This is a genomic window from Scandinavium hiltneri (assembly GCF_024764835.1).
Lineage (GTDB): Bacteria > Pseudomonadota > Gammaproteobacteria > Enterobacterales > Enterobacteriaceae > Scandinavium > Scandinavium hiltneri.
This window is the reverse complement of sequence record NZ_JALIGE010000068.1, coordinates 25,352-39,051: the sequence shown is the minus strand read 5'-3', so window position 1 is coordinate 39,051 and position 13,700 is coordinate 25,352. Positions and strand designations below refer to the sequence as shown.

Genomic DNA, 13,700 nt, shown 5'->3' with positions numbered 1-13,700 from the left:
GCTTCCCATAGGAGAGAGGCGGGGAGAGGGCATCAGACCACTCATCAACTGACCGTCAAGGAGTTCCCATGCTGTCCGCACGCCATCTGCTTGTCGCTTCACTTTCACTTCTCGCCACCGCTGCCAACGCACAGACACAGTTCGCCTGGGTCGGCACCTATAACCCGAACGGCGAAGGCCTGTACCGTTTCGCGGTTGATCCTTCCACCGGAGAACTGCACGACAAAACCCTGGTCAGCTCGCTGCCTAACGCTGCGCAACTGACCGTCTCTCACGACGGCAAAACGTTGTACGCCGCCAGTGAAGCGGAGAAGGGCGTGGTGCAGGCCTGGAAAGTGGCTGCCGACGGCAGTCTGACGGCGCTGAATCAGGTGTCTTCCGGCGGCGCGGGTCCGGTGTATTTGTCCCTGACACCGAACGGTCGCCACTTGCTGGTAGCGAACTACGTCAGCGGTACGATTGCGGTATTGCCGGTGAAAGAGGACGGCAGCCTCGGTGAGGCTACGGACACGCATCAGGATGAAGGCCCGGCGGGCGCGAGCAAACCAGAAGCCGCCGTTGAAGGAAGCTTTGCCGCCAGCGATCATAACGGACCACACGCGCACATGATCGCCGCCGATCCGCAGGGAAAATACGTTTTCTCAACCGATCTGGGTCTCGACCGGATCTACCAGTATCAACTGGATGATGCCACCGGCAAGCTGACGCCAAACACGCCGCCGTTTATTGCCGCGTCTTCCAAAGGTGCCGGGCCGCGTCACTTTGTCTTCACGCCGAAGGGGGATGGACTATGGTTAATCAACGAAGAAGCCTCGACGCTGACGCACTACCGTCTCGATTCGGCGAAGGGCACGCTGACCGAAGGAAAAACCGTCTCATCGCTGCCAAAAGACTATAAAGGCACCAATTTTGCTGCCGGTTTGACGCTGAGTCACGATGGGAAACAGTTATATGTCGCCAATCGTTTGCATAACAGCGTCGCACACTTTACGGTATCCGCCGACGGTGAGCTCATTCATCAGGATGATGTGTGGACGCGTGGTGATTACCCGCGCACCGTCACGCTGGACCCGAAAGGCCAGTGGCTGTACGTCATGAACCAGCGCAGTGACAACATCACTCGCTTTAAGGTCGCCCCGCACACCGGAAAATTGACCTTCGAGCCTGGCTACACTGCGGTAGGCAGCCCATCGCAAATGGTGATATCACCCAAAAATTAAGCTGGATGTCGGGCGTTCATCGCCCGTTTTGAAAAGAGGACACCCGAGTGCGATTTCCGAACCAACGCTTAGCGCAACTGTTTGATATGTTGCAAAACGAAACGCTGCCGCAGGACGAGCTCGCCCAGCGGTTGTCCGTTTCTACGCGTACGGTTCGGGCAGATATCACCGCGCTCAATGCCCTGCTACTTCAGCACGGCGCGCAGTTTGTGCTTAGCCGGGGTAACGGTTATCAGCTGCGTGTGGATGACCCGACGCTGTTCCAGTCTTTGCAGGATTCCCGCCCGCGCCTGTTGCGTATTCCGCGAACCGGTAGCGAGCGGGTGCATTATTTGATGGTTCGTTTTCTGACGTCAGCCTTTTCTCTGAAGCTGGAAGATTTGGCCGATGAATGGTTTGTCAGTCGCGCCACGTTGCAGGGCGATATGGCGGAAGTGCGTGAATGGCTGGCTCGTTATCAGCTGACGCTGGAAACCCGGCCGCGGCACGGTGTGAAGCTGTTCGGCAGCGAAATGACCATCCGTGCCTGCCTGACAGACCGGCTGTGGCAACTGGCGCAGCAGGACAGTACCCATCCGCTGCTGACCCAGGAGGCCCTCAATGCGGGCGTGCCTGAGCAACTGACACCCGTGTTGCAGGACGCGTTTAGCCGCTGGCACATTCGCCTCACCGACGAAGGTGAGCTGTTCGTGCGGCTGTATTGCGCGGTGGCGGTGCGTCGCGTTAGCGAGGGGTATCCGCTGCCAGAATTCAGCGCCGATGATGTCGATGACGCGGTGCGCAATGCGGCCCGTGATATCGCCGTCGCGATTCAACAGCTGGCGGGTAAAACCCTGGCCCCTTCGGAAGAGAACTGGCTGCGAGTGCATATTGCGGCGCGCCAGGTGCAGGACATCGCCCCGAGCCAGATTAACGCCGACGATGATGAAGCGCTGGTGAACTACATTCTGCAGTACATCAACAGCCACTATAACTACAACATGCTCAGCGATGAGCAGTTGCACGCAGACCTGCTGACCCACATCAAGACCATGATCACCCGCGTGCGCTACCAGATTATGATCCCCAATCCGCTGCTCGATAACATTAAACAGCACTATCCGATGGCCTGGGATATGACCCTGGCGGCGGTGTCCGGCTGGAGTAAATACACGCCGTGGACCATCAGCGAAAATGAAATTGGTTTCCTGGTGCTGCATATCGGCGTGGGGCTTGAGCGGCATTACAACATCGGCTATCAGCGCCAGCCGCGCGTGCTGCTGGTGTGCGATGCAGGCAACGCGATGGTGCGGATGATTGAAGCGGTACTGCAGCGCAAGTACCCGCAGCTGGTGATGACCGAAACGATCACCCTGCGCGATTACGAACAGCGAGATGGTATCAGCGAAGACTTCGTGGTTTCGACGGTGCGCATCACCGAGAAAGACAAGCCGGTGGTGGTGATGTCGCCGTTCCCAACCGATTATCAGCTGGAGCAAATCGGCAAGCTGGTGCTGGTGGACCGCACCCGCCCGTGGATGCTGGAGAAGTTCTTTGATGCACGCCATTTCCGCGTCATCAACGAGCCGGTCGATCAGCAAACGCTGCTGGCTGAACTGTGCAATCAGCTGAACGATGAAGGGTTTGTCGATGACGACTTTGTCGATTCGGTCATTGAACGTGAGGCGATTGTCAGCACCATTCTCGGGGATGGCATTGCCTTGCCGCACGCCCTGGGGTTAATGGCCAAGAAAACGGTGGTGTACACGGTGCTGGCCCCGAAGGGAATTGCCTGGGGCGATGAAACCGCACAGGTGATTTTCCTGCTCGCCATCAGCAAAAGCGAATACGAAGAGGCGATGGCGATTTACGATATTTTCGTCACTTTCTTGCGCGAACGCGCCATGGCCCGGCTCTGTATCTGCAAAAACTTCAGTGAGTTTAAAACCGTGGCGATGGAGTGCGTGAGCCGGTTTTAAGTCAAAAAAGCGGAGCCAGAACTCCGCTTTTTCTAGCGCAGGTGATGAACCACCTGATTGCTGCTGCCCCGCCAGATAAGCGCCGGATCTTTGAGGTCCTGCACAAATTTGCCATCGACCAGCACGTTAATGAGATTGACCACCTCGAGCTGTTCCGCGTTCAGCTCATCAAGCTTGTAGCCCGTCCACACCCAGACATCTTTCCCCGGGCATTCCGCGTGAATGCGCTTTACCAGCCGCAGGATTTCCGCCACGTTTTGCGGATGCAGCGGATCGCCGCCTGAGAGCGAAATCCCCTGACGTTTGACGCGCGTATCGTTCAGATCGGCGATGATGCGGTCCGCCATCTCATCGGTAAACGGCAGGCCGGAGTTCAGCCGCCATGTGCTTTTGTTATAGCAGTCAGGGCATTCATGGACGCAGCCAGAGACGAACAGAGTACAGCGCGTACCCGGCCCGTTGACGATGTCGACAGGATAATATTGGTGGTAATTCATTTTTCGCTTCTCGTCCGCTTATCAATTAACGCCATAGCGGCGTTGGCTGCATTCGTGCGCCCGGGTCACTTACTTGAGTAAGCTCCCCGGGACTTGCTCATTTGCCGCCTTGCTCTGACGTGAATTGCGTTGCGGAAACATTAACAAGCTTAGGCCCGGTAAGCTTCTCGCCAGCGGGCATCATTGAGGAGCGAGCTTAACCTAGCTGCCCATTCCCCAAATGCTTCACGCGGCGCTTCACTTCTTCCTGCTTCCCGGCGTTGAACGGACGTGCGTCCGGGCTGCCGAGATAACCGCACACGCGGCGAGTCACTGATACGCGTGCGGCGTCGTGGTTGCCGCATTTCGGGCAGGTGAAGCCTTTGCTGGTGCATTCGAACTCACCGGTAAAGCCGCACTCGTAGCATTCGTCGATAGGCGTGTTGGTCCCGTAATACGGCACGTGCTGATAGCTGTAATCCCACACGTCTTCCAGCGCTTTCAGGTTGTGCTGAATGTTCGGGTATTCGCCATAGCAAATGAAACCGCCGTTAGCGATTGGCGGATAGGCCGCTTCGAAATCAATCTTATCGTACGGGTTCACCTTTTTCTCCACGTCGAGGTGGAAGCTGTTGGTGTAATACCCTTTGTCGGTTACGCCATCGACCAGGCCAAACTCGGCGGTGTCGAGACGGCAGAAGCGGTCGCACAGGTTTTCACTTGGCGTGCTGTACAGGCTGAATCCATAGCCGGTCTCGTCTTTCCACTGGTCCACGGCGTCACGCAGACGCTGCACAATGGCCACGCCTTTTTCGCGCAGCGCGTCGCTGTCGTACATGTGCGAATCGCCAAACAGTGCGTTAATGGTTTCGTGAATGCCGATATAGCCCAGAGAAATGGACGCGCGACCGTCTTTGAAAATTTCCGACACGTCGTCGTCAGCGTTCAGACGCACACCGCAGGCACCTTCCATATACAGGATTGGGGCCACGCGCGCTTTCACGCCTTCCAGACGGGCGATACGAGTCATCAGCGCCTTACGGGAGAGCTGTAAACGTTCGTCCAGTAAGGTCCAGAACGCCGCTTCGTCACCTTTGGCTTCCAGCGCAATGCGCGGCAGGTTGAGACTGATAACGCCGATGTTGTTGCGGCCTTCGTGGATTTGCTCGCCGTTTTCGTTTTCCCACACGCCGAGGAAGCTGCGACAGCCCATTGGCGTTTTGAACGAACCGGTGACTTTCACCACCTGGTCGTAGTTCAGAATGTCCGGATACATACGCTTGCTCGCGCACTCCAGCGCCAGCTGCTTAATGTCATAGTTGGCGTCACCGACTTTGTGGTTCAGACCATCGCGGATCGCAAACACCAGTTTTGGGAACACCGCGGTTTTGCGGTTTTTGCCCAGACCGGCAATACGATTACGCAGGATAGACTGCTGGATCATCCGCGATTCCCAACGGGTGCCCAGGCCAAAGCCGAAGGTCACGAACGGCGTTTGGCCGTTGGCGGTGTGCAGCGTGTTCACTTCATATTCCAGAGACTGGAACGCGTCGTAGCACTCTTTTTCGGTACGGGCGTGGGCGTAACCATCGGCATCAGGAATTTGCCATTCTTCCGCCGTTTTACGATGCTTTTCAAAACTTAAGGTGACGAACGGGGCCAGCACTTCATCGATGCGGTTGATGGTGGTGCCGCCATAGATGTGGCTCGCCACCTGGGCAATTATCTGCGCGGTGACGGCGGTGGCCGTAGAGATGGACTTCGGCGGCGCAATTTCCGCGTTACCCATCTTAAAGCCCTGGGTGAGCATGCCATTCAGATCGATAAGCATGCAGTTAAACATCGGGAAGAACGGCGAGTAGTCGAGGTCGTGGTAATGAATTTCGCCGCGCTCGTGCGCCTGCACCACGTCATAAGGCAGCAAATGCTGGCGCGCGTAGTGTTTGGCGACAATGCCCGCCAGCAGGTCGCGCTGGGTCGGGATCACTTTGCTGTCTTTATTGGCATTTTCGTTGAGCAGCGCGGAGTTGGTCTGCTCAACCAGGCCGCGAATTTCCTGATTCAGGCGGCCACGCTTTTCGCGTTGCACGTCACGGTCGTGACGGTATTCAATGTAAGCGCGTGCCAGCTGTTTATACGGGCCAGACATCAGCTGATTTTCGACCGCGGTCTGAATTTCGTTGATATCAACGCGATCACGGCCCTGCATCTGGTCACTAACGACTTCTGCGACGGTGGCGCAATAGTCTGCGTCATCGACTCCCGCTGCTTTGGCCGCACGCAGGATAGCTTCCTGGATGCGTGCTGACTTGAAAGGCGCTTTACAGCCGTCTCGTTTCATCACATGCGGTGTCATGATCACTCCATAATTATAAGAACAGGTTATCCACAGAGGGGGAATGCGCGCCTGAGACGTCAATGGGCTTATACGCCAATAACTTCCTCAGGTTCCGGCCCTTTTTATCCACAAAACTCATCACTCATGTCCTTAGGGGATTGGTGTGAGAATAGGCGATTAATACAATATGTAGGGTCGGGGTGCATTCTAAGTTCTATATATAGTGATATGCATCAAACATGTTTGCGATTTTTTTGATTCAGAACAAAGTAAAAACGGGACAGCACAGCAGACGGGCAACGCGGCTTCAAATGAAATTTCTGATAGTTTGAGCTGTGTAAAAAAGCAGCGAAATCAGGTGGTCACCGTGCAACCCATGTTGTGAAAAAGATCACGCGATGAGGGTGTCGTTCAGCAAGTCGACCAGCATCAGCAGCGCGTAACGTGCAGCCTGGGCGGAAGGGGCCAGCGGCAGCACTTCTGCGGCCATGTTGCTCAGCGCGTGAGTATCCGGCGTGAGAGCAAAGATGGTCGCGCCCTGCATTCTGGCCTGCAGTGTGGCGCTTTGCAGCAGGTTATCCGCCGGGCCGGTGGCTAACACCAGCAGTACGTGATCGTCGCTGAGGGTGCTGGCAATCATGCGCATCAGGTTGCCGTCCTGGCACAGATTGATGGCGATGCCGAGCGGCAGCAGCTGGTGTTGCAGCAGGGTTGCGAGCGGGATGTCCTGTTCGCCGAGGGCAAAACAGTGAACCGCGCGAGCCGTTTGCAGCCGTGCTTTCAGCTTTTCCACCGCGCTTTCGCTGGTGTGCTGCAGTTGGTGGGTCAGGGTCAGATTGACGGTATCAAAGCGGTCGCGCCAGGTGGATGGCAGGGCGGCGCTGTTGCCTGACACCCAAGTCGAGCGGCGTTCGCTGGCCTGCGCCAGTTGTTTACGCAGGTCGCGAATATCGTCGCAGCCCACAGAACGGGCAAAACGGGTGATGGTCGCCGGACTGACGCCCGCTTTCGCCGCCAGTTCGTCAATGGAGGCGCTGGCGGTAAAACTCATGTTTTCCAGAATAAACGCCGCCACCCGGGATTCCTGGGTGCTGAAACGGCTCATCCCATCCTTCAGTTGACCAACGATATCCATCCGGTTCTGTCCTTTGCGCGAAGTCACGATTTGAAAATATTTTTCACTTATTGATAACTCACTTTATACCATTAATTCCCAATAACGCCTACGTTTTCGCGTGATCTTCCCGCTGCACAGGCGCAAATAATGGCTGAAAATTATGCATTGATCACATCCATGAAAATAAATTTCATATAGCCTTCACTATTACATAATCTTAACAATATAGTCATTCGTATCCAGATTGACCGTATGAATCACTGAAGGGGAAAGTCATGCAACGAATCGTTTTATGCTGTGCCGCTGGAATGTCGACCAGCATGCTGGTGAATAAAATGAAAGCTGAAGCGCAGCTGCGTGCGCTGGAGCTGGATATCTACGCCGTGCCCGTCGCTGAATTCGAACGCGAGCTGCCGGGTGCCGATGTGGTGCTGCTCGGCCCACAGGTTAAGTATGAAATTGCCCGCCTGTCCGCCATCGCCGAGCCGCAGGGCAAAGCCGTCGCGGTTATCGACATGGCCGACTACGGCATGATGCGCGGCGCGGCGGTGCTCGACAAAGCGCTGGCCCTGATCGCTCACTAATTTCCTTTATATCCTGACGGGCACTTCCGCGTGGCGTTCGCGTTCACGCGTGGGCTTTCGTGTGCCAAAAACGAGGTCATCATGCAATCCTTAAAAATCGCCGTGATCGGCGGCGGCAGCAGCTACACCCCGGAACTGATTGAAGGGATTATTGTGCGTTACGAGCAGCTTCCCGTAACGGAACTGGCACTGGTGGACGTGGAATCAGGGCGCGAAAAAGTCGATGTTATTGCCGCGCTGACCCAGCGCATGCTCAAACACAAAGGACTCGAACACGTCAAAGTCAGCGTGCATTTCACGCTGGATGATGCGATTCGCGGGGCCAGCTTTGTGCTGACGCAGCTGCGTGTCGGGCAACTGGCGGCGCGTGCTCAGGATGAACGGTTAGGACTGAAATACAATCTGCTGGGCCAGGAAACCACCGGCGTGGGCGGCTTCGCCAAAGCGCTGCGCACCATTCCGGTTATTCTCGAGGTGGCGCGTAAAGTGGAGGAGCTGGCCCCCGACGCCTTTATTCTCAACTTCACCAACCCGGCGGGAGTTGTTACTGAAGCGGTCAGCCGCTACAGCAAGGCGAAAATCATCGGCCTGTGCAACGTGCCCATCAACATGCAGCACATGATTGGCAAAATGCTTAACGCCGATGAAGCCACGCTGAACCTGCGCTTCGCCGGGCTGAACCACATGGTGTGGATCCACAAAGTGATGCAGGACCATCAGGACGTCACCGCGAAAGTGATTGAGATGCTGTGCGACGGCAATGCGCTGTCGATGAACAACATCAAAGAGCTGCCGTGGCCGGCGGATTTTCTGCGCGCGCTGAAGGCTATTCCGTGCCCGTACCATCGCTATTTCTGGCTGACGCCTGCGATGCTGGCGGACGAAATCGACGCGGCGAAAAGCAAAGGCACTCGCGCGGAGCAGGTGATGAAGGTCGAGCAGGAGCTGTTTGCGCTGTATGCCGATCCGAATCTGGACGAAAAGCCGGAGCAGCTGAGCTTCCGCGGCGGTGCCTATTACTCCGAAGTGGCGGTGGAGCTGATCAACGCGATTCACAACAATTTGGGCAAAGAGATGGTGGTGAACACCCGTAATAACGGGGCGATCCACGGCCTGGACGACGATGCGGTGGTGGAAACCAACAGCATTATCGATGCGCAGGGCGCGCGGCCGCTGGCATTTGGCCCGCTGCCTCCGGCGATGAACGGACTCACTCAGCAGGTCAAAGCGTTCGAACACTTAACGATTGAGGCGGCGGTTCACGGCTGTCGGGAAAGTGCGCTGCTGGCGCTGGTGACCAACCCGCTGGTGGGCAATGTCACCGACGCACAGGCGCTGCTTGAGGAAGTGTTAACCCTGAATCGTCAGTGGTTACCGCAATTTAACTGAGTTCGGCTATTTTAACGGACGTTAACGGAAGAGACGGGGTTTTATCATGTCAAAAACTACGCTTATTGAACGCTATGTCATGCCCGTCGCGCTGAAAATCGCCGGGCAAAAGCACGTCTTGTCGGTCCGCGACGGTATCATTCTCAATATGCCGTTTATGCTGATCGGCTCATTTTTCCTGATTTTTGCCTACCTGCCGGTGCCGGGTTATGCCGATATGATGACGCATCTTTTTGGCGACGTCTGGCGTGACAAAATGCTGTATCCGGTGAAAGCGACTTACGACATCATGGCGCTGATTTCGAGTTTCGGCATTGCGTATCGTCTGGCGGAAAAATACCGCACGCTCGACCCGCTCACCGCCGGGGCGATGTCGCTGGTGGCGTTCGTGATGACCATCCCGCAAAGCACGATGTTCACGCCGGTTCACGGGGCGGCAGAAGTGGTTAAAGGGGTGATCCCGGTGAGTCTGGTGGGCAGCCAGGGGCTGTTTGTGGCGATTGTTATTTCGCTGCTTTCCACTGAGATTTACCGTTTTGTCACCAACCGTAATCTGGTGATTAGAATGCCGGACGGCGTTCCGCCTGCGGTGGCGAAATCGTTCCTCGCGCTGGTGCCGGGTTTCTGCGTGCTGGCAGTGGTGCTGGCCCTGCGTCTGGCGGTGGAAGCTTCACCGTTTGGCGACATCAACAGCATGATTGCGACGCTGATCGGCATTCCGATGCATCACGTTGGCGGCACGCTGCCGGGGATGATTATCTCGGTGATTCTGATTGGGATTCTGTGGACGCTCGGCCTGCACGGCGATGCGATTGTGCTGGTGTTCATTCAGCCGGTGTGGCTGTCGAACATGGCGGAAAACCTGACCGCCTTCCAGAGCGGTTTGCCTATTCCGCACATTATCACTCAGCAGTTCTACGATCTGTGGATTGCGCCGGGCGGGACGGGTGCGCTGTTAGGGCTGGTGATTTTCATGGTGTTCCGCAGCCGCAGCGCGCAGATGAAACAGTTGGGTAAAATCGCCGCGCCGGCCGCGCTGTTTAACATCAGCGAACCGATGGTGTTTGGTATTCCGCTGGTGATGAACCCGTACTTCTTCCTGCCGTTTATCCTGACGCCGGTGCTGCTGGTGATAGTCACCTACACCTCGATGGCAACCGGGCTGGTGGCACCGCCTGCGGGGATTGCGCTGCCGTTCACCACGCCGATTTTCATCAGCGGTTATCTGGCGACGGGCGGGCATATTTCCGGCACGGTGTTGCAGGCGGTAAACCTCGGGATTTCGCTGGTGATTTACTATCCGTTCTTCCGCGCCTGGGACAAATTGAAGGCAAAAGAGGAACATGCGTCGCAGACAAAAGAGAGCGCCGAAACCATAGCCGGAATACCAAACGCATAATAAATGCCCGGCGGCGCTACGCTTGCGCGGGCCTACGAGATCGGTAGATCTGACAAGCACAGCAACGCGCCGCCGGGCAATTCAACTTATTACGTCTGTATCCACCATACCGCTTCAAACGGGCGCAGGGTCATCGCGCCCGGTTGAGCATCCAGGTCCGGATAATTACGCATCGCCACGTTCCACTCGCCCTCGACCGCTTCCGGCTGCCACGGCTGGCTGTCACGACTCAGGTTCGCCACCACCAACAATTGCTGGCCCTGCCATTCGCGGCGATAGCACCACAACGACGGATGTTCCGGCAGTAAGTCCTGATAGTTCCCCCACGTCAGCAGCGGTTCGGCTTTACGCAGGGCAATCAGCTGTTGATAGGTGTAGAACACTGAATCCGGGTCCTTTAACGCCGCCTGAACGTTAATTTCCTCCACGTTGTCGGCCAGGCCAATCCACGGCTCACCGGGGGTAAAACCACCGTGCGTTTCCGCGCTCCACTGCATCGGCGTGCGGCTGTTGTCGCGCGATTTACTGGCCAGAATCGCCAATAATTCATCGGCATCACGGCCATGCGCGTGTAGCTCTGCGTACATATTGTGGCTTTCCACGTCGCGATAATCGGCGATCGTCGCGAAATGCGGGTTAGTCATGCCAATTTCTTCGCCCTGATAAATGTACGGCGTACCTTGCATACCGTGCAGCACCATCGCCAGCATTTTCGCCGCCGGGATGCGGTATTCCCCTTCATCACCAAAGCGCGACACGATGCGCGGCTGATCGTGGTTACACCAGAACAGCGCGTTCCATGCCCGGTTGTGCATCCCTTGCTGCCAGTGGCTGAACAATGCTTTCAGCGCCACATAATCGGGTTTGGCGAGCGTCCATTTTTCACCGCCGGGGTAGTCGACTTTAAGGTGATGGAAGTTGAACGTCATCGACAGTTCGTGGCCCGCCAGGGAGGCGTATTGCTGACAGTTACCGAGCGTGGTGGAAGACATTTCGCCGACCGTCATTAAGCCGCGCGGCATAAACACGTCGCGGCTCATTTCCTGCAAGAATTCGTGTACGCGCGGGCCGTCGGTGTAGAAACAGCGCCCGTCGCCGACAGGATCGTTCGGGAACGTCTGGTCTTTAGAAATCAGATTCACCACGTCGAGACGCAGGCCATCGACGCCGCGATCGGCCCAAAATTCGCAGACCTTTTTCAGCTCATCGCGCACTACCGGGTTTTCCCAGTTGAGGTCCGCCTGTTCCGGGGCGAAAAGGTGCAGATAATACTGTTCGCTTTCGGGATGCCACTGCCACGCGTTGCCGCCAAACTTCGAACGCCAGTTGTTCGGCAGTTCACCGGATTTACCGTCGCGCCAGATGTAGAACTCGCGGTGCGGGCTCTCCGGGTCGAGCGATGCCTGGAACCACGGATGCTGCGTGGAAGTGTGGTTGAGGACCATATCCAGCACGATGCGAATACCGCGTGATTTGGCTTCGGCCACCAGTTCGTCAAAATCATCCAGCGTGCCGTAAGCCGGGTCGATGGCGGTGTAGTTCGCCACGTCGTAGCCGTTATCTACCTGGGGCGAGACATAAAACGGCGTCAGCCAGATGGCGTCTACGCCGAGGGTTTTCAGGTATTCCAGCCGCAACGTCACGCCGCGTAAATCGCCGGTGCCGCTGCCGGTGGTGTCCTGAAAACTTTTTGGATAGATCTGGTAGATAACGCCGTTTTGCCACCAGTGGGGGAGGTTGTTCATAAGACTTTCCTGGTTAAAACAGAACGGGGCGCAAACGCGCCCCAAAAGGATTTATACAATTTGCAGCGTGCCCTGACGGTGCTTACGCTGGTACACCGCGGTGGTGAGGACAATCGGGATAATCACTGCAATCGCCATCGCGACGGCATACACCTGCCAGAAGGTGGGCTGAATGGAGAGGATGCCCGGCAGGCCACCGACACCAATGCCGTTTGCCATCACGCCGTTCAGGCCACACAGCAGGCCCGCGAGACCAGAGCCGACCATTGCACACAGCATCGGGAAGCGGTATTTGAGGTTGATGCCGTACATCGCCGGTTCGGTCACGCCGAGGAAGGCGGAAATGGCGGCGGGTACGGAAATCTCACGCTCGTTGTGTTTCTTGCTACAGATAATGATGCCGACCACCGCCGAGGCTTGCGCAATATTCGACAGCGCAATCAGCGGCCACACCGGCGTGCCGCCCATGCTCTGAATCATCTGCATGTCGATGGCGAGCGTAGTCTGATGCACGCCGGTAATCACCAGCGGCGCATACAGGAAGCCGAACAATGCGGCACCAATGGGTGCGAAGCTGCCGGTCATCAGGTGACGTACCGCGAAGGCCACGCCGTCACCAATCATGCGGCCAAACGGGCCGATAAGCGCGTGGGCCAGGAACACCGCGAGGATCAGCGAGCACACGGGCACCACAACCAGATACAGGTAATCCGGGACGATGCGTTTGAGGCGTGTTTCAATCATACCGAGCGCCAGACCCGCCAGTAATGCCGGGATCACCTGCGCCTGATAGCCGACTTTCTCAATCGCAAACAGGCCGAAGTTCCATACGTCCGGGATTTTGCTGCCGAGTTCGTAAGCGTTCATCAACTGCGGAGAAACCAGCGTGACGCCCAGTACGATGCCGAGGATCGGCGTGCCGCCCATTTTCTTGACCGCAGACCAGCAGATGCCGACCGGCAGATAGAAGAAGATGGCTTCGCCAATCAGCCACAGGAAGTCATACAGGGTTTTCAGGCCCGGATACATCTGCGCCAGTGTCTGGCCGTTGCTCATCGGTACATCACCGATAACGTTTCGAAAACCGAGGATCAGGCCGCCGCTGATCAGCGCGGGCAGCAGTGGGAAGAAAATCTCCGCGAAGTGCGAGATCATCCGCTCGTGCCATTTCATGTTCTGGCGCGCCGCCAGTTTGGCCTGCTCTTTGTCGGCCGACGCTTGTCCGGTGCTGGCGATCAACACTTTGTAGTAATCGCCCACTTCGGTGCCGATAACCACCTGAAACTGCCCGGCGTTGGTAAAGCAGCCTTTAACCATCGGCAATTCTTCGATGGCTTTTGGGTTGGCCTCCGCCGGGGAGTTCAGCACGAAACGCAGGCGGGTAATGCAGTGGCTGACGGTGGCGATGTTGTTCCGACCGCCCACCAATGCGATCAGCTGATCGATATCCTGTTGTCTGACTTTGCTCATCATG

General features: G+C 56.7%; 10 protein-coding genes. 5 read left to right on the top strand and 5 right to left on the bottom strand.

The window, feature by feature from the left end; all coding sequences use genetic code 11:
• Window positions 1–68 precede the first annotated feature (68 nt).
• Window positions 69–1,220 carry a lactonase family protein gene (locus MUU47_RS03390; protein WP_258986745.1) on the top strand — a complete coding sequence of 384 codons (1,152 nt, stop codon included), beginning with the start codon at window positions 69–71 and terminating at the stop codon, window positions 1,218–1,220.
• 47 nt (window positions 1,221–1,267) lie between these two features.
• A complete protein-coding gene (locus tag MUU47_RS03385) occupies window positions 1,268–3,178 on the top strand; it encodes a BglG family transcription antiterminator (RefSeq protein ID WP_258986744.1) in 1,911 nt (636 codons plus the stop codon).
• 32 nt (window positions 3,179–3,210) lie between these two features.
• On the opposite strand, the gene nrdG is transcribed toward MUU47_RS03385, so the two are convergent.
• The 3 genes from nrdG to MUU47_RS03370 form a co-directional block, all read right to left on the bottom strand.
• Window positions 3,211–3,675, bottom strand: a complete 465-nt coding sequence (nrdG, locus tag MUU47_RS03380; protein ID WP_258986742.1) for an anaerobic ribonucleoside-triphosphate reductase-activating protein — start codon at window positions 3,673–3,675, stop codon at window positions 3,211–3,213.
• Window positions 3,676–3,871: 196 nt separating this feature from the next.
• Complete coding sequence (gene nrdD, locus MUU47_RS03375; RefSeq protein ID WP_258986741.1) at window positions 3,872–6,010, bottom strand: anaerobic ribonucleoside-triphosphate reductase; 2,139 nt, start codon at window positions 6,008–6,010, stop codon at window positions 3,872–3,874.
• A 373-nt stretch (window positions 6,011–6,383) separates the two neighbouring features.
• Entirely contained in the window at window positions 6,384–7,127 is a 744-nt protein-coding gene (locus MUU47_RS03370) for a MurR/RpiR family transcriptional regulator (RefSeq protein ID WP_258986740.1), read from the bottom strand.
• Window positions 7,128–7,384: 257 nt separating this feature from the next.
• Between MUU47_RS03370 and MUU47_RS03365 the strand changes: the two genes are divergently transcribed.
• The 3 genes from MUU47_RS03365 to celB all read left to right on the top strand — a co-directional run bounded on the left by MUU47_RS03365 (window position 7,385) and on the right by celB (window position 10,481).
• On the top strand, window positions 7,385–7,693 hold the full coding sequence (locus MUU47_RS03365; protein ID WP_110512165.1) for a PTS sugar transporter subunit IIB: 309 nt from the start codon (window positions 7,385–7,387) through the stop codon (window positions 7,691–7,693).
• Window positions 7,694–7,774: 81 nt separating this feature from the next.
• Entirely contained in the window at window positions 7,775–9,082 is a 1,308-nt protein-coding gene (locus MUU47_RS03360) for a 6-phospho-beta-glucosidase (protein WP_258986739.1), read from the top strand.
• Between the two features lie 46 nt (window positions 9,083–9,128).
• On the top strand, window positions 9,129–10,481 hold the full coding sequence (celB, locus tag MUU47_RS03355; RefSeq protein WP_258986738.1) for a PTS cellobiose transporter subunit IIC: 1,353 nt from the start codon (window positions 9,129–9,131) through the stop codon (window positions 10,479–10,481).
• Between the two features lie 89 nt (window positions 10,482–10,570).
• Here celB and treC read toward each other — a convergent pair whose 3' ends face one another.
• Window positions 10,571–12,226 carry an alpha,alpha-phosphotrehalase gene (gene treC, locus MUU47_RS03350; protein WP_258986737.1) on the bottom strand — a complete coding sequence of 552 codons (1,656 nt, stop codon included), beginning with the start codon at window positions 12,224–12,226 and terminating at the stop codon, window positions 10,571–10,573.
• A 51-nt stretch (window positions 12,227–12,277) separates the two neighbouring features.
• Window positions 12,278–13,696, bottom strand: coding sequence for a PTS trehalose transporter subunit IIBC (gene treB, locus MUU47_RS03345; protein ID WP_258986971.1), 1,419 nt, complete (start codon window positions 13,694–13,696; stop codon window positions 12,278–12,280).
• Window positions 13,697–13,700 lie beyond the last annotated feature (4 nt).

Coding starts and splice junctions, on each gene's coding strand:
- MUU47_RS03390 (WP_258986745.1), top strand. CDS start 69: ATGCTGTCCGCACGCCATCTGCTTGTCGCTTCACTTTCACTTCTCGCC.
- nrdG (WP_258986742.1), bottom strand. CDS start 3,675: ATGAATTACCACCAATATTATCCTGTCGACATCGTCAACGGGCCGGGT.
- nrdD (WP_258986741.1), bottom strand. CDS start 6,010: ATGACACCGCATGTGATGAAACGAGACGGCTGTAAAGCGCCTTTCAAG.
- MUU47_RS03370 (WP_258986740.1), bottom strand. CDS start 7,127: ATGGATATCGTTGGTCAACTGAAGGATGGGATGAGCCGTTTCAGCACC.
- MUU47_RS03365 (WP_110512165.1), top strand. CDS start 7,385: ATGCAACGAATCGTTTTATGCTGTGCCGCTGGAATGTCGACCAGCATG.
- MUU47_RS03360 (WP_258986739.1), top strand. CDS start 7,775: ATGCAATCCTTAAAAATCGCCGTGATCGGCGGCGGCAGCAGCTACACC.
- celB (WP_258986738.1), top strand. CDS start 9,129: ATGTCAAAAACTACGCTTATTGAACGCTATGTCATGCCCGTCGCGCTG.
- treC (WP_258986737.1), bottom strand. CDS start 12,226: ATGAACAACCTCCCCCACTGGTGGCAAAACGGCGTTATCTACCAGATC.
- treB (WP_258986971.1), bottom strand. CDS start 13,696: ATGAGCAAAGTCAGACAACAGGATATCGATCAGCTGATCGCATTGGTG.